The 18,125-nt window shown below is 63.3% G+C and carries 12 protein-coding genes; 7 read left to right on the plus strand and 5 right to left on the minus strand.

All coding sequences use genetic code 11. The annotated features are described in order from the left end of the window. Nucleotides 1-133 precede the first annotated feature (133 nt). The 3 genes from CHB87_RS05950 to CHB87_RS05960 all read left to right on the plus strand — a co-directional run bounded on the left by CHB87_RS05950 (nt 134) and on the right by CHB87_RS05960 (nt 6,092). A complete protein-coding gene (locus CHB87_RS05950; RefSeq protein ID WP_245817836.1) occupies nt 134-1,993 on the plus strand; it encodes a DUF3857 domain-containing transglutaminase family protein in 1,860 nt (619 codons plus the stop codon). Nucleotides 1,994-2,030: 37 nt separating this feature from the next. Then, the gene (locus CHB87_RS05955) at nt 2,031-4,052 is read left to right on the plus strand and encodes a DUF3857 domain-containing protein (protein ID WP_245817837.1); all 2,022 of its coding nucleotides are present in this window, start codon (nt 2,031-2,033) and stop codon (nt 4,050-4,052) included. 171 nt (nt 4,053-4,223) lie between these two features. Next, nucleotides 4,224-6,092: a DUF3857 domain-containing protein gene (locus CHB87_RS05960; RefSeq protein WP_245817838.1), complete on the plus strand. Its 1,869-nt coding sequence runs from the start codon at nt 4,224-4,226 to the stop codon at nt 6,090-6,092. Between the two features lies 1 nt (nt 6,093). Here the strand turns inward: CHB87_RS05960 and CHB87_RS05965 are convergent, their stop codons facing one another. Beyond that, nucleotides 6,094-7,641 (minus strand): hypothetical protein, encoded by a 1,548-nt coding sequence (locus tag CHB87_RS05965; protein ID WP_089407419.1) that lies wholly within the window; start codon nt 7,639-7,641, stop codon nt 6,094-6,096. A 144-nt stretch (nt 7,642-7,785) separates the two neighbouring features. Between CHB87_RS05965 and CHB87_RS05970 the strand changes: the two genes are divergently transcribed. Continuing rightward, on the plus strand, nt 7,786-9,807 hold the full coding sequence (locus CHB87_RS05970) for an arginine--tRNA ligase (protein ID WP_089407420.1): 2,022 nt from the start codon (nt 7,786-7,788) through the stop codon (nt 9,805-9,807). Between the two features lie 114 nt (nt 9,808-9,921). Here the strand turns inward: CHB87_RS05970 and CHB87_RS05975 are convergent, their stop codons facing one another. From CHB87_RS05975 to smpB, 4 genes are all read right to left on the minus strand, one after another. Further along, entirely contained in the window at nt 9,922-10,635 is a 714-nt protein-coding gene (locus tag CHB87_RS05975) for a response regulator (protein WP_089407421.1), read from the minus strand. Further along, nucleotides 10,632-12,074 (minus strand): ATP-binding protein, encoded by a 1,443-nt coding sequence (locus CHB87_RS05980; protein ID WP_089407422.1) that lies wholly within the window; start codon nt 12,072-12,074, stop codon nt 10,632-10,634. The genes CHB87_RS05975 and CHB87_RS05980 overlap by 4 nt, the downstream gene beginning before the upstream one ends. Nucleotides 12,075-12,113: 39 nt before the next feature. Next, on the minus strand, nt 12,114-13,655 hold the full coding sequence (locus CHB87_RS05985; RefSeq protein WP_089407423.1) for a leucyl aminopeptidase: 1,542 nt from the start codon (nt 13,653-13,655) through the stop codon (nt 12,114-12,116). A 192-nt stretch (nt 13,656-13,847) separates the two neighbouring features. Next, a complete protein-coding gene (gene smpB / locus CHB87_RS05990) occupies nt 13,848-14,387 on the minus strand; it encodes an SsrA-binding protein SmpB (RefSeq protein WP_089407424.1) in 540 nt (179 codons plus the stop codon). A gap of 302 nt (nt 14,388-14,689) precedes the next feature. Between smpB and CHB87_RS05995 the strand changes: the two genes are divergently transcribed. From CHB87_RS05995 to CHB87_RS06005, 3 genes are read left to right on the plus strand one after another with little or no spacing between them, the layout of a single operon-like run. Beyond that, nucleotides 14,690-17,098: a cohesin domain-containing protein gene (locus CHB87_RS05995; protein WP_089407542.1), complete on the plus strand. Its 2,409-nt coding sequence runs from the start codon at nt 14,690-14,692 to the stop codon at nt 17,096-17,098. Nucleotides 17,099-17,100: 2 nt separating this feature from the next. Then, nucleotides 17,101-17,583 (plus strand): type II secretion system protein, encoded by a 483-nt coding sequence (locus tag CHB87_RS06000; protein WP_089407425.1) that lies wholly within the window; start codon nt 17,101-17,103, stop codon nt 17,581-17,583. Beyond that, nucleotides 17,577-17,993 (plus strand): type II secretion system protein, encoded by a 417-nt coding sequence (locus CHB87_RS06005; RefSeq protein ID WP_089407426.1) that lies wholly within the window; start codon nt 17,577-17,579, stop codon nt 17,991-17,993. The genes CHB87_RS06000 and CHB87_RS06005 overlap by 7 nt, the downstream gene beginning before the upstream one ends. Nucleotides 17,994-18,125: the final 132 nt, after the last annotated feature.

Genomic DNA, 18,125 nt, shown 5'->3' on the forward strand with positions numbered 1-18,125 from the left:
TCTATCCGGAGTTTGCTGAAAGGCGATCATGTTTCCGTCCCTGCGCACCTTCTGCCTTATTGCTTCCACGGCCTGCTTGTCTGCTGTTCCCGCTTTTGCCAAGGATTCCGTTCCGGACTGGGTTCGCGCGGCGATGACCCAGCCACAACCGAAGTTTCGCGCCGAAGATCCGGCGGCGGTGCTGCTGGACGAGACGGTCCTCACCGTCGGCAGCGACGGACGTGCGACCGAGCATCATCGCCACGTGGTGAAGATTCTTCGTCCAGCGGGAAGGGACGAGGGCGTCGTGGCGGTCCCTTTCGACAACGATCGCAAGCTGCTGTCGCTTCATATCTGGAGTGTGGGGCCGGACGGGCACGAGTATGCGATGAAGGACAGCGAGATCGCCGAATTCGGCCTTCCCGGCGAGGGCGGTCAGTTGTACGTGGACGAGCGTTACAAGGTGGCGAATCCGCCTGGGCGCGATCCCGGCGGTATCGTGGCATATGAGTATGAGGTGCGCTCGCGGCCGTATGTCAACGAAGAGACATGGTTCTTCCAGAGCGAACTGCCGGGGGTGAAGCAGAGCTTCACGCTGCAACTGCCTGCCGGCTACACCTATCGCGCCGTCTGGGCGCACCACGACAAGACCGAGGCGGTCGACCTGGAGCGTCAGCGCTGGCGGTGGGAGATGAACGACATGCCCGCGATCGATCTGGAGGATGTGCCTCTTCATCCTTCGACCGTTGCCATCGCCGGGCGCATGACGGTGCACTACGGGCCTTCGGGGACCGATCAGCTTGGCACGTGGCAGGGCGTCGGCCAGTGGTACAACGATCTGTCGCGCGCGCGGCTCGCGGCATCGCCGGAGATCGCCGCCAAGGCGGCTGAGTTGACCCAGGGCAAGACCGACTTCTTCGACAAGGCGGAGGCGATCGGCGAGTTCGCCCAGAAGGGCATCCGCTACTTTGTGATCGAGCGCGGCATCGGCGGCGACCAGCCGCACCCGGCGGCCGACATCTTCCGCAATCGTTACGGCGACTGCAAGGACAAGGCGACCCTGCTGGCGAGCATGCTTTCGACGGTCGGCATTCACGCGACGTGGGTTCTGGTCGATACGCGACGGGGGGCTGTCGACCCGTCGGCGCCGTCCACGTATGGCAATCATGCGATTGCGGCGATCGAGATCCCAGCGGGTTACAACTCGCCAAAGCTGCGCAGCGTGGTGACGGCCAAGAGCGGCAAGCGGTATCTGATCTTCGATCCTACGTGGGAGAAGACCGCCTTCGGCCAGTTGGAATGGAACCTGCAGGGCGGCTACGGAATCCTGGTCGAGGCGGGCGCCAGCGAGGTGATCGCGCTGCCCGTGCTGAAGCCGGAGAGTAACACGCTCTACCGCACGGCGAGCTTTCAGTTGCAGCCCGATGGCGAATTGAAGGGCAGCGTTGTGGTGAAGAGCTTCGGCGACCTGTCGGAGTCCTCGCGCGATATGTACAGCAGGCAGACGCTGAAGGAGCAAACGGATAACCGCAACCGCACATTGGGCCACGACTTGAGCACCTTCACGGTGTCGGATGTGAAGGTCGAGAACGTGGAGGCGCTGAACAAGGAGCTGACCACGAGCTACACGCTCGACGCGGAGCACTTCGCTCGCTCGATGGGTGCGCTGTTGATGGTGCGGCCGCGCGTGCTGGGTACGGATGGGATCTATGTGGATCGCAAGCCGCGCAGCATGCCGATCGACCTGAAGGAGGCAAAGCTCGAGAAGGACGAGTTTTCGATCGAGCTGCCGCCGGGCTATGCAGTCGATGAACTGCCCGATCCGGTCAAGCTCGACTTGGGCTTCGCCGCGTATGAGAGCTCGACCACGCTCAGCGGCAACAAGCTGCACTACACCCGCACCTACACCGTACGCGAGGTCACGCTGCCGGCGGATCGTTATGCCGATGTGCAGAAGCTGGCCGCCACGATCGACGCGGATGAAAAGAACAGCGCGGTCTTCAAGAAGCAGTAGACAACCAGCATTGCAACCCTTTCCGAGGAAGAATTCAGTGATCCAGATCTCCCGCAATCGGCTTTGTCTCTTTGCCTTGTTTCCGCTCTTTGCGCCGATGTTCGCGCATGCGCAGTTCATCGAACCAACCCCCGCGGAGTTGAGCATGACCTCGATCCCGCAGGAGCCGGGCGCCGCCGCTGTCTACCTCTTCCGTGAAGAGACGACCGACGATGCGCACCACGTCTTCACCGTCTACGTGCGGCTGAAGGTGTTGACGGAGAAGGGCAAGGAGTTCGGCAACGTCTCGATCCCGTTCGAGCGGTCGGAGGGGTCGATGACCGTGGACAGCATCTCCGGCCGCACGATTCACGCCGACGGAACAGTCATTCCGATGAAGGATAAGGCCTACGAGAAGCTGGTCGACAAGATCGGCGGGGCGAAGCTGGTGGAGAAGGTGTTCAGCCTGCCATCGGTCGAGGTGGGCAGCATCATCGAGTATCGCTATAAGCTGCACTCGGACGATGGCTACGTGACGTCGCCCAAGTGGTATATCCAGTCGGACCTCTACACGCTGAAGGCGCACTACAACTGGAGGCCGACCTCGGAGGAGATCGTATCGCGGCAGGGAGGCCACGAGCGGGTTGGCAGCGCGATCGCGTGGATGCCTATCCTGCCGAAAGGCGCGGTGTTGAAGCCGACGGAGTCGCCTGGGATTGGAGGCAACGCGCCTCAGCGGATCTTCGATCTGAGCCTGGCGGACATTCCGCCTGCGCCGAAGGAGGAGTTCATGCCTCCGATGGAGAGCTTTACCTACCGGGTGATCTTCTACTACGCCGGCGCTACGTCGACGCAGGAGTTCTGGAAGGACGAGGGGAAGTACTGGTCGAAGGTCCACGACCAGTTCATCGGGCCGAACAAGGGTGTGAAGGAGGCAGTGCAGCAGTTGGTGCTGCCGGCGGACACGCAGGAGCAGAAGCTCCAGAAGATCTATGCCGCGGTGATGGCGCTCGAGAACACGGACTTTACCCGCGAGCACACGACGGCGGAGGAGCGTGCGGCGGGGCTGAAGCAGGTCAAGACGACCGACGACATTCTGGCGCGCAAGCGCGGCAGCAGCGACCAGCTTGCGAACCTCTTCATCGCCATGGCGCGCGCGGCGGGTATGAAGGCGTACGCGATGAGCGTGGTCAATCGAAGCCGCAGTCTCTTTGCGCCGGCTCTGATGGACGCCAGCCAGCTCGACGACGATATCGCCATCGTGAATGTCGATGGCAAGGAACGGTACTTCGACCCCGGTCAGCGCTTTTGCGACTTCGGCCACCTGGCATGGAAACATACCATGGCGGGCGGCCTCCGGCAGACGGACAAAGAGGCGCAGATGTTCCAGACTCCGGGCGAGTCGTACAAAGCTGCTTCGGTGAAGCGGATTGCCGATCTGAAGATGGACGAGCACGGCGAGGTCACGGGCAAGGTCGACCTGAGCTACACCGGCGACCCCGCGCTGTCATGGCGGCAGGAGGCGTTGCGCGGCGACGACACCAGCCTGAACAAGGATCTGCGCGAGTCGCTGGAAGCGATGATGCCGAGCGGGCTCGAGATTCGGGTGACCGGCGTGGAGGCCATCGCGGACTACGACAAGCCGCTGGTGGTTCACTACACGGTCAGTGGCGTGGCGGGCAATGCGACCGGCAAACGGCTGCTTGCTCCGTCCGATATCTTTGTCGCCTCCGCGAAGCCAACCTTCAGCGTGAAGCAGCGCACCACCCCGGTCTATTTTCACTATGCGTCGGTGACGAGGGACGCGGTTCGGATCAGCTTCCCGCCGGCGATCAGGGTCGAGTCGGCGCCGGCAAAAGATACGTTCATGTACAAGAAGCTCGCGGCCTACGACGTTTCGACGGAGCAGACGGCGACGAATATTACGGTGCGCCGCAATCTTACGATCGGAGAGATTCTCTTCGACGCGGCGGACTTCCCGGAGCTGCTGAGCTTCTACAACAAGCTGGAGACGAAGGATCAGGAGCCGGTCGTGCTAGTGCATGCGGATGCGGGCGCCGGCGCGAAGCCGGGGCGGTAGATACTCGCAAGCATCTCCATCCTTCACCTGCCGCATGGCGGCGCTTCCCGAGGAAAGGTTTCAATGCTCCAGATCTCTTACCGCCAGCTTTATCGATTGGCTTTGTTTCTTCTGCTCGCGCCACTTTGTGCGCGGGCCCAGTTCACCGACCCCACTCCGGCTGAGTTGAGTATGACATCCCTCCCGCAGGCGCCGGGCGCGCCGGCGGTGTATCTGTTCTATGAGCAGATGAGCGATGGCGACAACTTCATGACGAGTGTCTATGTGCGATTGAAGGTCCTGACGGAAAAGGGAAAGGATTACGGCAACGTCGAGCTTCCTTACTACTGGGCGGACAGCTACATGTCCGTCGATAGTATCTCCGGCCGTACGATTCACGCCGACGGAACCATCGTTCCGCTGAAAGAGAAGGCGTACGCGAAGATGGTGGAGAAGAACGTCGACGGCAAGGTCATGGAGAAGATCTTCAGCATGCCTTCCGTCGAGGTTGGCAGCATTCTCGAATATCGTTTCAAGGTACATTTTGGATACACTCCCGCATGGAGAATCCAGTCGCAGCTCTACATCTTGAAAGCGCACTATAACTGGAGGCCGCACTCCGGCAGTACCAACGCGATCGAGTGGGTATCGAGATTGCCGAACGGCGCGGAGTTGAATCACGGCGAGGTCCCTGGTGCGGGTCTTACCGCGTCGCGGAAATTTTTCGATCTCACGGTGGCGGACATCCCGCCGGCTCCGAATGAGGAGTATATGCCGCCGTTGGATAGTTTTACTTACAGGGTTCTCTTTTACTACCATTCCGCCACCTCGAAGGAGGAGTTCTGGAGGACGCAAGGTAGGGTCTGGTCGAAAGATCTCGATCAATATATCGGACCTCATGACGGCGTGAAAGCAGCGACCAGGCAACTGGTCTCGCCATCCGACACCGAGGAAGCGAAGCTGCGTAAGATTTACGCCTCGGTGATGGGAATGGAGAACACAGACTTTACCCGCGAGCACACCACGGCCGAGGATCGCGCCGCCGGATTGAAGAAGATAAAAACGACGGATGACGTATTGGCTCGCAAGAGCGGCGATAGAAATGAGTTGGCCAGGCTCTTCGTTGCGATGGCTCGCGCGGCGGGTCTAAAGGCGTACGTCATGCGGGTGGTCAACCGGGATCACAATCTTTTTTCCGCCAGTTATGTCGACTTTCGCCAGCTCGACGACGATATCGCCATCGTGGACATCGACGGCAAAGAGCGCTACTTCGATCCGGGACAACGACTCTGCGACTTCGGTCATCTCGCCTGGAAACACACACGTGCCGGAGGCATTCGCCAGACCGAAAAGGATACGCAGTTGGCCCAGACGCCGGGCGAGTCCTATAAGTCCTCGAACGTAAAGCGGATCGGGGATTTGCAGATGGATGAGCATGGTGAGGTCACTGGCAAGCTCGACCTGAGCTTCACCGGCGACCCTGCACTCCACTGGCGGCAGGTGGCTCTGCGTGGCGACGACACCAGCCTGAACAAGGCCCTGCGAGAGTCGCTAGAAGCCATGATTCCGCAGGGACTTGAGGTTCGGGTCACCGGCGTGGATGGGATCGCCGAGTATGATAATCCGCTGGCGGTGCATTACGAGGTGAGCGGTATGGCGGGCAGCTCCACCGGCAGGCGTCTGTTGATGCCAGCGGACCTTTTCCGCGCGCAGGCCAGGCCGACCTTCAGCGCGAAGCAGCGCACGCTGCCCGTATACTTCCACTACACGTCCATTACGCAGGATGCGATCCGGATCACCTTTCCGTCGACGATGAAGATTGAGTCGTTGCCGGCGAAGGAGGATATTCTTTACAAGAAAATCGCCACCTATAACGTGTCCGCGGATCAGACGCCGACGACTTACACGGTTCGTCGCAATATGGCGCTCGGCGACATACTCTTTCAACCGGCGGATTATCCCGAACTGCTGAGCTTCTACAACAAGCTGGAGACGAAGGATCAGGAGCCGGTTGTGCTGGTGCACGCGGATGCCGGCGCCGGCGCGAAGCCGGGGCGGTAGCCTACGGGTTCGAGGTTGGCAGGCGGCAGACCTTGACCGTGTCGTTGGTGTACGGACAGGGGAAGGCCGTCTGCGAGCCGGCGCGCAGGATCAGCCAGTCGACGTGCAGAGGGCGCAGCCTGGCGATACGGGCTTCGTCGCTCAGCCGGTCGAGGTCGGTCTGGGCGGCTTGTCCGACGACCCATTGCGGCGTCAGACCGGGCGTGATGGATGCCTCGCCGCCATCCTTCGAGTAGTCCGGCAGCGCGCTGCGTTCGGCGATGGCGCGGAAGCTCTGGGCGTCTTCGCCGTCGCGCGTGATGTAGTGCGCGTCCATGGCGAAGAGCGCGTCCTGCGGGGTGTTCTCGCGCGTCCAGACGAAGGCCCGGACCCAGGGGTTGCGCGGCTGCCTCCACGGCAACTCAAGATGCGCGGAGGCGGGAAAGACATTGCGCTGGACGAAGAAGAGCAGGCCGCCGAAGCCGGCGAGCAGCGCGAGCCAGCGCCATGCGCTGCGCTTCAGCAAGGTCTCGCCCGCCCAGGCGCCGAGCATCAGGATCATGACGAGGTAGATGGTCTGGTAGCTGCGCAACGGCTGCATCCGCGCGGCAAGGTGGGTGGCGAGGCTGGGCCGGGCAAAGATGCTCGCGATGAGCAGGGCGATGCCAGCGAGGGCCAGCGCCATGCGGCCGAGGGCTTTCCAGGCTGAGTCCTCCCGGCGGGTCGACAGCCAGCCAATGAGCGCGAGTGGCGCGGCGAGTCCGATGCGCTCGTACAACTCCCACTGGCCGGGGAACCAGTAGTAGCGTGTGAGGGCGACGCGGAGGTAGTCCGCGCTCTCAGGCGGAGCGGCTGACTGGAGGACAGTCGCGGCGAGCAGGGCGGCGGCGAAGAGTACGATCGGACCCTGGCGGCGCAGGTCTGGCGAGTTTGCGCGAAAGCAGGCTAGCAGGAGCACTCCGGCGAGCGCGTAGCCGGCCATCAGGGGGTGCAGGACGGCTGCGAGAATCAGGGGTATGGTGGTGAGGGCCCAGGCCTTGGTGCGCCGGGCGGCGACCGGCCCCGCATGGGGCGCGCGAAGCAGATCGAGGATGCCGGCGAGTGCGATGAGGCTGCAGGGCAGCGTGATGCTGCGCGCCGTGACGTATGGGTCCATCAGCATGAGCGAGGTGCCGGCGATGGGCAGAGAAAGCCAGCAGGCCAGCAGTGTGACCGCGCCCCAGCGGCCTTCGAGGGTGTCGACAGTGCGGACGGCGATCATCCAGCCAGCGTAGAGCGTCGCCCAGATGCTGGCGAGGTAGAGGAGCAGAAGCACCCAGTCCAGGCTGAGACGCGTGGCGTGGATCAGCCCGGCGACCAGAGGCGCGAAGAGCGAGAAGCGCAGGTGCTCGGTGACGAACTCCGTACCGTGCGGGTAGAGCGCGGGGTGCAGCAGGCGCTTGATGCCTGCGATGTAGAGGCCGCCGTCCTCGACGTCGGGGTGGTATCCGACGACCAGCAGGACGTAGGCGGTAAGCGCGGTGACGATGGCTGCCGGAGGGATCTTTCGTGGGTTGTTTGAGCCAGCCATGCGGTCACTTTAGTGTAAACGGGGAGCGGATGTTTGGCTGTCTGGGAGCAACGGCAGATCGTCTTCGAGGAGGACGATGGGCAATCGCCGCTCAAGTACACTGAAAGCGGTATCAATTTCAGCAGTCAGCGGTGAATCCGAAGCATGTATCGCACAATTCAGCAGACCCTCCTCGGCCGCATCCAGGCCATTCTTCTTTCGCGTTACGAGATCACGCTCGGCCAGCTTGCGGTCGAGCAGCCGCCTTCGATCGCCCTCGGCGAGCTGGCGCTGCCGGTGGCGTTCGAGCTGGCGAAGCGGCTGCGCAAGGCGCCGCGCGCGATCGCGCAGGAGCTGGCCGCGGCCCTGACCGACGACCTGCCCAACCTGCCCGGTGTGGCCTCGATCGAGGTCGCTGGCGCCGGCTATCTGAACATCCGGCTGGACCGCGCGGCGACGGTCGCGCGCATCGCCGCGGACGATCACGCGTCGGTCGGCGGGCCGGGCTTTCGGCTGATCGAGCACACCAGCATCAACCCGAACAAGGCCGCGCACATCGGGCACCTGCGCAACGCCATTCTGGGCGATACCTTCTACCGGCTCATCCGGCCGGACAGCTACAAGCCCGGCTACGAGGTCGGCGTGCAGAACTACATCGACAACACGGGCGTGCAGGTGGCGGACGTGGTGGTCGGATTCACGACGCTGCTGGGCCTCTCGCTCGACGGCGTGCGCGAGCTGCTGACGGAGCTGCTGGAGACCAATCAGCGCATCGACTTCTACTGCTGGGATCTGTATGCGCGCGTCAGCCAGTGGTACACGGAGGCGGGTGCGTCGGCCGAGGAGCTGCAGCGGCGCAAGCAGCTTCGGCTGGACACGCTACACTCGCTCGAGCATGGCGGCAACGATATTGCGACCATCGCCGACCTCATCGCGACCGCCGTTCTGCGCCGTCATCTGCAGACGATGGAGCGGCTTGGCATCGAGTACGACTTTCTGCCCCGCGAGAGCGAGATTCTGACGCTGCACTTCTGGGATGCGGCGAAGGCGCTGATGATCGAGAAGGGCGTCCTGTACGAGGAGACCGAGGGCAAGAACAAGGGCTGCCTCGTGATGCGCCGCGCCAACACCGAGGGTGTGACGGGCGACGGGCCGGACGAGGAGGCCAAGGTGATCGTGCGCTCGAACGGCACGGTGACCTACGTGGGCAAGGACATCGCATACCACCTGTGGAAGTTCGGACTGTTGCAGAAGGACTTCGGCTACATGAAGTTCCACGAGTATCCGAGCCACACGTGCTGGATCTCGACCGGCGACGCGGCGTTGAACGACCCTACGCACCCCGTCTTCGCCAAGGCGGACGCGATCTACAACGTGATCGATTCGAGCCAGTCCGACCCGCAGAATAACGTCATCGCGGCTTTGCGCGGGATGGGCTACACCGATGCCGCGGACCGGTATACCCACTTCTCGTACGAGAAGGTGGCGCTGACGCCGCGTTGCGCGATCGAGTTGGGCTATACGATCTCGGACGAGGACAAGGCAAAGCCGTTCATCGAGGTCTCGGGTCGCAAGGGGCTGGGCGTGAAGGCGGACGACCTGCTGGACAAGCTGATCGCCGCGGCGCAGGTGCAGGTGGACGCGCGCAACCCGGAGGTTCCCGAGGCCGAGCGGGAGCAGATCGCGACGCAGATCGCGGTCGGCGCGCTGCGCTACTTCATGCTGCGTTTCAACCGGAATACGATCATCGCCTTCGACTTCAAGGACGCGCTGAGCTTCGAGGGCGAGACCGGGCCGTACGTCCAGTACTCGACCGTACGCGCGGGGAACATCTTCCGCAAGGCCGGCACGACGCAGGAGGCGGCGCTTGCCGCACTGCCTTCAGGCGATGCGCTGGCGGAGATGCTCTCGGGAGATGAGGGCGCCGGGCTTTGGGAGACGTGGATCGCGTGCTCGCGGCTGACGGCGGTGCTTGAGACGGCGATTGCGACCGCCGAGCCTGCGCATCTGGCGAAGTATGCCTTCCAGCTCGCGCAGCAGTTCAACAACTTCTACCACCGGTACCATGTGCTGAACGAGGCGGACCCGGCGCGCAAGGCGCTCTTGCTGGCGACGGCCGCGGTGGCTCGGCGGGAGATGGTGCGGGCGCTGGGGTATCTGGGGATCGAGGCGCCGGCGGTGATGTAAGCGGTGTTGCCTGTTCTTCCTGAGGCAGGACAGGCAACCGCTAGAAAAGCAAGGACAAAAGCAAATACGGTGGACCTTCACTCCGTTCAGGATGACGAACGTTCGTGGCGTTTCCTAGCAGCGGGGAATGAAGGTGTGCATCGCCCTGCCGGTCATGTGGGAGATCACCCAGTCGCGGCACTCTGGCGCGAGGTAGAGGAATTCGACGCCCATGCGCGAGTCCTTCGTATCGCACCAGCGGACGCGGGCTTGCGCATCGAGTATGTTGGGCTCGCCGGTGAACTCGACCGTGAGCTGTAGCAGCGTGTCTTCGTCGAAGCTCTCGTCCGTGGCGAAGCAGCATCCGCCGCGCCCAATCTGGAAGCTGCAGTTTCCGTTGCAGGTTTCGAATGCCGGCAGGGTCAGGTGCAGCGACTTGGCGGGCGGCGTTTCGAGCGGTGTGTGCCAAAGCTCTTCGCGGGCCTTCAGGCTGTCTTCGAGCGCCTGCAGCAGGGTCTTGCGGCTCAGCGGCTTGGGCAGCATCGCCTCCACGCCCAGCGCATGCGCCTCGCGCGTATCGACGTCGCCGAAGCCCGAAACGAAGATGATGCTGGGCACCAGCATTCCTTTTTCGGCGATCGTGCGAACCAGCGTGATGCCGTCCATCACCGGCATGCGAATATCCGAGATGAGGGCGTCGATGCGCTGTTCGTTCAGCACCTTCATCGCGACCGCGCCGTTCTCCGCCTTCAGCACCTTGCAGCCGCTGCGGCCCAGCCATACGGAGAAGATTTCAAGCAACTCGGGTTCATCGTCGACCACCAGAATCGTTGCGTCTGCCAGCTTCATGCGTGTGCCTCTTCCTTGGTCGCCGCTGGAATCATCAGCCGGAAACAGGTGTGTCCTTCGACCGACGCGAGCACCAGGTCGCCCTTGTGGTCGCGTGCGATGGCGCGCGAAAGGCTGAGCCCCACGCCCATGCCCGCGCCCACCGCCTTGGTGGTGAAGAACGGTTGCATCAGGTAGGGCTTATGCTGCTCGGGCACGCCGGGGCCGCCGTCGACGACCTCGATGAGAATCTCGCCCAGCCGCTGCCGCACGTCCAGCCGGACCCAGCGTTCGCTGTCCGGCGAGCCATCGATCGCATCGAAGGCGTTGTTCAGCAGATTGAAGATGATCTGGCCGACCTGCACCTCGCGGCAGACGATCGGCGCGAGCTCCGGCTCCATCTCGCAGGTCAGCGCGATACCGTGGGTGTGGAAGCGCTCGTGCACCAGGGCCACGGCCTGTTCGACCAGCGGCGCGACGGATGTCAGCGCCATGGGGTCCTTGCCGCCTTCGCGCGCGAACATCCGCAGTCCACGCAGGATCTGAATGGCGCGATTCGAGGTCTTGACGATGCTGTTGCAGGCGGCCGCGACTTCGGCAGGTGTAGGGTCGAGGCCGTCTTCCACCTGCTCCAGCAGGTCGCTGGCGCGGGCGTGGATGATGCCCAGAGGATTGCTGATCTCGTGCGCCAAACCAGCCGCCATCTGGGCGAGGGAGGCGATGCGCTGCTCGCGGATGAGCTTTTCGCGTTCGAGTTCGCGCTGTAGCCGCTTTTCGGCGCTGACGTCGTTGAAGAAGACCGTCACGCCGCCGTCGCTCCAGGGATTCACGTTCACCTGGCTCCAGAGATCGAGCGGCTCATAGTAAGACTCGAAGCTGAGCGGCTTGCGGGTCTCCATCACCTGCAGCAGCTTCTCCTGCGTCTCCTTCGCCTGGTTGGGAAAGCACTCCCACAACCCTTGTCCGATGATGGCCGCGTCGGGCGAAAGGAGCGCGCGCGCGGTGCCGTTCATGAAGGAAAACTTCCAGTTCTGATCGACCGCGTACATGCCGACCGTCGTGCTCTCCATGACCGAGTTGAGCTTGCGGTTGGCCTCCTGCAGGCTGTCGGCGTTGGGGATGGCAAGGATCGCCGGCGTCAGTCGCAGCAGTACGATGAACGTCGCCAGCGAGATGAGCGCGGTGAAGGCTTTCAAACCGCCGCTGATCCAGTAGAGCGGATGCCACAGGGTGACGATCTCCATCACATGCGTCAGTCCGCAGGCGACGATAAAGAGCCCGAAGCAGAGCAGGATGCCGTTATACGGGATATCCCGGCGCCTGGCGACGATGCGCAGCAGCGCGAACGGGATCAGAAAATAGGCGAGCGCGATCAGCGCATCGGAGCTTACGTGCAGCCAAAGCAGCGCTGGGTTCCACAGATAGCAGAAGCCGTGCGGTATGCCGATCGAAGTGAACATCCTTGTCGTACCCCTGGACAGAAAGAGCTGCAGTATTTTTTAGACGCTGTAGCTCCGCACCCACTCTACGATAGTTCGCACGGCGATTCCGGTCGGCCCTTTCGGTAACCAGGGCTTCGCCTCCTCGTTCCATGCGCAACCCGCGATGTCGAGGTGAATCCACGGCGTCTCGCCCGCGAACTCCTTGAGGAACATGGCCGCGGTGATGGCTCCGCCGGCGCGTCCGCCCGTGTTCATGATATCGCCGATCTGGCTTTCGATCTGTTTGCGATAGTCGTCGGTGCAGGGCAGTCGCCAGAACTGCTCGCCGCTGACCGGTACGGATGCCTGGAACTTGCCCCAGGTCTCCTCGTCATTCGAGAACAGGCCGACGTTCAGGTAGCCCAGCGCGACGACGCATGCGCCGGTAAGCGTCGCGGCGTCGATCAGGTGGGTGCAGCCGAGCGTCTTCGCATAGTGCAGGCCGTCGGCCAGGACCAGCCGGCCCTCCGCGTCGGTGTTGATGATCTCGATCGTCTTGCCGGACATCGCCGTGACCACATCGCCCGGTTTGAAGGCCTTGCCGTCGGGCATGTTCTCGGCCGAACAGACGACGCCGATCACCTTCACCCTCGGCTTCAGTTCGGCGATGGCGCGCATGGCGCCGATCATCGCGGCCGAGCCGGCCATGTCGTACTTCATCTTCTCCATGTTCTCCGCCGGCTTGATGGAGATGCCTCCCGTATCGAAGGTGATGCCCTTGCCGACGAGCCCCATCACCGGCGCATCCTCCGCGACTCCGCCCTCCGGCTCGTAGGTCATGACGATCAGCGCCGGCGGCTCGGCCGAGCCCTGCGAGACGGCCCAGAAGGCGCCCATCTTCAGCTCATGCAGCTTATCGGTCGAGAAGACCTCGCACTTCAGGCCCACCTCGTCGCACATGGCCTTTGCCCGTTGGCCGAGGACGGTTGGCGTCAGGACGTTGCCGGGCTCGTTCACCAACTGGCGCGCGAAGTTCTGCGCGTGGGCGACGATCAGGCCCTCGGCGACCCCGGCCTCGATCTCGGCGTCGGTCGCCTTCTCGCCGTTCGGGGCGAGGATGGTGAGCGTGTGGACGGATAGATCCTTGCGTTCGCTGCGGTAGGTGTCCCAGTCCGGCTCGGCGATCTCTGCGCCTTCGGTCAGGGCGCGCGCGGTCAGGTGGCAGGGCAGGGCGTCGAGGTGCTCGTCCGAAAGAGCGCGGTCCTCGGGAAAGGCGATGGCGACCTCGCGGATGCCACGCGGCTTGGCGGCGCGTACGGCTGCGCCGGCGGCCTTGCGGATATCGTTGACCGAAAGGTTCTTGACCTTGCCCAGTCCGACGACGAGCAGGCGGTCGGCCTTCACCCCGGCTGGCGCGTGCAGCAGCAGCGTCTCGCCCAGCCCGGCCTTGAACTCGCCCGAGGAGAGCGCGCGCTGCGCGGCGCCGGTCACGGCGTCCGACGTGGTGAGCAGGGCGGGCAGGGGATCGGCTCCCTTGCCGGTCGCCACGTCCACTGCAAAGACCGCCAGCATCGGCGTCGCGAATCCGGCTGCATCCTCAAACAAAACGCGTGTATCCATAGAGTCCTATGGTACCGGGATTATCTGGCTTAGTCGCGCCGGAAACGGCTACTTTTGTACAGCACCAAATTGGGAACGGGAGAGGGTAGCCGATGGAATGAGAAGCAGACCCGCTGCGAGGAGAACGAAGAAAGGCAGAAGCAGATCCTTGGCTTCGCTCACGATGCCAGGCCTCTGGAAAGTGGCGGGCAACTATCGCCGCTGTGCCCGTGCCATGGCCGCCTTCGCCTCGGCGTCGCCCTCGCGTTTGCGCTCGGTGGCGCGCTTGTCGTACTCCATCTTGCCCTTGGCGAGCGCGATCTCGCACTTCACGCGGCCGTTCTTGAAGTAGAGCCGGACAGGGATGAGGGTGAAGCCCTTCTGGCGCGTGGCGGCCTCGAGCTTGCGAACCTCGAGCTTATGCAGGAGCAGCTTGCGCGTGCGCAAAGCCTCATGATTCATGGAGTTGCCGTGCGAGAACGGGCCGATGTGCGCGTTCAGCAGAAAGCACTCACCGTCCTTTAACAGGCCGTAGGCATCCTTGAGGTTGGCCTTGCCCTCGCGGATGGACTTGACCTCGGTGCCGCGCAGGGCGACTCCGGCCTCGTACTTGTCGGTGAGGAAGTAATTGAAGCTGGCCGAGCGATTGTAGGCCGCGTCGCGTTTGCCGGCCGCGACCGGGTCGCGGTCCTTTTCTTTGACGACGGGCTTGGGCGCGTGGGCTACGGTCGGATTGGAAAGATTGCGCGCCATGACGATCTTTCATCTTAACATGGTTCGTCACTCACCTTGTGTTGGGCGGCGCGTCCAAACTCCACACGCAGCAAGCCGCGAGGCGGTTTCGCAACACCCGCGGACTGAACTGGAAACGCCCGTCCCAAGTACGTCCATTTGAGAGGCCTTACGTGACACGAATGCTATACTTGCCCGAGCCAGACGGCTTGGCCAACCACGCCATCCCAGCCGCAACGTCTGCTGCCGATCGTACGACTTCGGCCGCCGTCGCTGGCCTCCGCACGTCACCGACCAGAGCACAGAAAGCGAACAACCTCAGCATGAGTCGCGGAAACAACACCGGAATCGGCCTCGGAACCCGAAACAAACTCTCAGCCAGCCTCTTTTTCCTGCCCGCCCTGCTGATGCTCCTGACGCTGGCCGCTACGCCCGCCGAGGCGCAGTCCGCCGCGTCGTGGAACAAGCGGGGACAGGCGGCGGAGGCGCGCGAGGACTACGACGCCGCATGGGTCGCCTACAAGCATGCCCACGACAAGAAGCCGAAGGACCTGCGTTACCGCACGGGCTTCGAACGGGTGAAGATCCCCGCCGCCTCGCAGCACATCGACCGCGGCCGCACGCTGCGCCAGCAGAGCGACTGGTCCGGCGCGATCAGCGAGTTCATGCGCGCGGCGGAGATCGATCCTTCGAACCAGACCGCGACGCAGGAGATTCAGATCACGCAGGCAGCGCAGCCGCCGGCGCAGCTCGCCGGCGCAGCGGCGACCGCCAGCATGGAGCAGATGTCGCAGCAGGACGCGATCCTGAAGAGCATCGGCTCCATCGCCGGGCCGATCGAGCTGCAGCCTGTCTCAAACGACGTGCAGACGCTGCACATGGTCGAGGACGTCAAGGTAATCTACCAAGCCATCTGTAAGACGGCCGGCCTGAACGTCATCTTCGACCCCGACTACACCTCGAAGCGCATCCCCGTCGACCTGACCGCCGTGAGCCTGCCGGACGCTCTGCGCATCGTGGGCGCTATCGCTGGAACGTTTTACAAGCCGCTGACGCCGAACACCATCTTCGTCGCGCAGAATACGCGCACCAAGCGCACCGACCTGGACGAACTCGCGGTCCAGACCTTTTATCTTTCGAACGCCGCGCAGGCGCAGGACGGCAACGAGATCCTGACCGCCATGCGCAACCTGCTCGACCCGAGCGTGAAGCTCTACCTGGTGCCCAGCCAGAACGCCATCGTGATGCGCGCCACCTCGGACCAGTTGCTGCTGGCGCAGAAGCTGCTGAACGACCTCGACCAGGCTCGCCCGGAGGTCGTCGTCGACGTGGCGGTGATGGAAGTGAATCGCGACAAGGTGCGTAACCTCGGCATCACGCTGCCCACCTCCATCGGTCTGACCCCGCAGGTTGCGACCACCAGTTCGACCTCGACGACGACCACCACCACGACGTCGACCTCAACGACCTCGGCCTTTACGCTGAACACGCTGGCGCACCTGAACGCGACGAACTTCGCCGTGACCCTCTCCGGCGGTACGCTGAACGCGCTGTTGACCGACACCGACACGCGCATCCTGCAGAATCCCCGCATCCGCGCGACCGACGGCCAGCGCGCGACGCTGAAGATTGGTTCGAAGATTCCGGTCGCCACCGGTTCGTACTCGGCCGGCGTCTCGACCACCACCACGGTCGGCGTGCAGACGCAGTTCACCTACCTCGACGTCGGTGTGAATATCGATATGACCCCGACCGTCCACCAGGACCGCGAGGTCACGCTGAAGATGAAGATCGAGGTCTCGGCGCAGAATGGATCGGTGACCATCTCGGGCGTGACGGAGCCGATCATCTCGCAGCGCGTCGTCGAGCAGGTGATCCAGTTGAAGGAGGACGAGCCGAGCATCCTCGCCGGCCTCATCCAGACCTCCGATTCGAAAGGCGTGAGCGGAACCCCCGGCCTCGGCGAGATTCCGTTCTTCAAGTACTTCTTCAGCACGCAGAGCAAGGAGGTGCAGAAGGACGAGATCGTCTTCCTGCTCGTCCCGCACATCGTCCGCGAGCATGTCGTGACGCGTCTGAACTCTTCGCCGATCGATACCGGCACGGGTCAGTCTATCGAACTGCGACGCGATCTCACGCCGCGTGCGATGGCTGTCAGCCAGCCCGACACGACGCCGATGCGCGCATCGGGTCCGGAGACGACCGCCGCCAACGCCGCCTCGGCGATGATTCAGCAGATGAGCCAGCAGGCCCAGCGGCAACTGACCAACCCCACGGCGCCCGCCGCCAGGGTGCAGGCTGCGCAGCCCACCGCGACCGCGCCCATCAGCCTGAACGTTCTGCCCGCGACGTCGAACCAGTCCGTCGGCAGCACCTTCCAGGTGGCGGTGCTGTTGAACAACGGGCAGGATGTATCCTCCGTGCCGATGCAGATTCAGTACGACGCCAGGGTGCTGCAACTGGTCTCGGTCGACGCCGGCGAGTTCATGGGCCGGGACGGCCAGGCCGCGCGGATGGACAAGACCGAGGAGGGCAACGGTCTGGTCAGCATCAATACCGCGCGTCCGCCGAATACCAAGGGCGTCAGCGGCCAGGGCAATCTGTGCACGGTCACCTTCAAGGCGATCGCGCCGGGCGACTCGAACATCGCGCTGGTCAAGGTAGCGGCAAAGAATAGTGCGCAGGAGAGCATGCCGACGGTAGGCTCTCAGGCCTCCGTTCACGTCAAATGAACATGGCGGTTTCCATCCAACGCGGGCGTGAGCGGGAGCCGGACTCCGAGTCCGGACTCACGCTCGTGGAGCTGATCATCACGGTGGCGATCGTCGCGATCCTGGCGACGGCGGCCATCCCGATGGCGAAGTTCCAGGTCAAACGCGAGAAAGAGAAGACGCTGCGCCGCGAGCTGTGGGAGATGCGCGACGCGATCGACCACTACAAGGATGCGGCCGACAAGGGAGGCTTCATGACCAAGGCCGACTCCTTCAACTATCCGCCGGATCTGCAGACGCTGGTCGACGGCGTGGACGTTCAGACCAAGAAGGTAAAGTTTCTTCGCAGCATCCCGATCGATCCCATGACGGGCAACAATGAGTGGGGATTGCGCGCGATGCAGGACGACGCCGACTCCGATTCCTGGGGCGGGCAGAACGTCTTCGACGTTCACAGCAAAAGCCAGGGTACGGCAATGGATGGGACCAAATACTCCACATGGTAGCGACCAACCCAACCCGGAAGCGTGACGGCGAACAGGGCTTCACCCTGATCGAGTTGATGATCGTGATGGTCATCATCGGCGTGCTGGCCTCGATCGCCATCCCGTCGTACGTCGCCAACGTGAAGCGGGCGAAGGAGGCGGTGCTGCGCGAGGACCTGCACGTCATGCGCAACGGCATCGACTCCTACACCTACGACAAGCAGAAGGCGCCGCAGTCGCTCGACGACCTGGTGCAGGGCGGGTACCTGAAGGCGATGCCCAAGGATCCGTTCACCCAGCGCGCGGACACCTGGCAGGCGGTGGAGAGCGGGTCGTTGACGACGGTCGACCAGACGGAGCCGGGAATCGACGACGTGCATTCGGGATCGCAGGAGGTCTCGACCGAGGGAACGACCTACAATACGTGGTAGAAAATTCAGCCAGACGTGACCTTCGGTGAAGATTCTTGTCTGTGTACTACCTTCCTGGCGAATCCGCGTCTAAGCTAGGTGTAGAGCTGCGTCCGAAAGTGGAGGTGCGGCTTTCCGGATTCAGACAGGAGC

It is taken from the genome of Granulicella rosea (assembly GCF_900188085.1).
GTDB classification, from domain to species: domain Bacteria; phylum Acidobacteriota; class Terriglobia; order Terriglobales; family Acidobacteriaceae; genus Edaphobacter; species Edaphobacter rosea.

Excerpts from the sequence above, each read along its gene's own strand:
- CHB87_RS05950 (WP_245817836.1), top strand. The coding sequence starts at position 134 with ATGACCCAGCCACAACCGAAGTTTCGCGCCGAAGATCCGGCGGCGGTG.
- CHB87_RS05960 (WP_245817838.1), top strand. The coding sequence starts at position 4,224 with ATGACATCCCTCCCGCAGGCGCCGGGCGCGCCGGCGGTGTATCTGTTC.
- CHB87_RS05965 (WP_089407419.1), bottom strand. The coding sequence starts at position 7,641 with ATGGCTGGCTCAAACAACCCACGAAAGATCCCTCCGGCAGCCATCGTC.
- CHB87_RS05970 (WP_089407420.1), top strand. The coding sequence starts at position 7,786 with ATGTATCGCACAATTCAGCAGACCCTCCTCGGCCGCATCCAGGCCATT.
- CHB87_RS05975 (WP_089407421.1), bottom strand. The coding sequence starts at position 10,635 with ATGAAGCTGGCAGACGCAACGATTCTGGTGGTCGACGATGAACCCGAG.
- CHB87_RS05980 (WP_089407422.1), bottom strand. The coding sequence starts at position 12,074 with ATGTTCACTTCGATCGGCATACCGCACGGCTTCTGCTATCTGTGGAAC.
- CHB87_RS05985 (WP_089407423.1), bottom strand. The coding sequence starts at position 13,655 with ATGGATACACGCGTTTTGTTTGAGGATGCAGCCGGATTCGCGACGCCG.
- smpB (WP_089407424.1), bottom strand. The coding sequence starts at position 14,387 with ATGGCGCGCAATCTTTCCAATCCGACCGTAGCCCACGCGCCCAAGCCC.
- CHB87_RS05995 (WP_089407542.1), top strand. The coding sequence starts at position 14,690 with ATGAGTCGCGGAAACAACACCGGAATCGGCCTCGGAACCCGAAACAAA.
- CHB87_RS06000 (WP_089407425.1), top strand. The coding sequence starts at position 17,101 with ATGGCGGTTTCCATCCAACGCGGGCGTGAGCGGGAGCCGGACTCCGAG.
- CHB87_RS06005 (WP_089407426.1), top strand. The coding sequence starts at position 17,577 with ATGGTAGCGACCAACCCAACCCGGAAGCGTGACGGCGAACAGGGCTTC.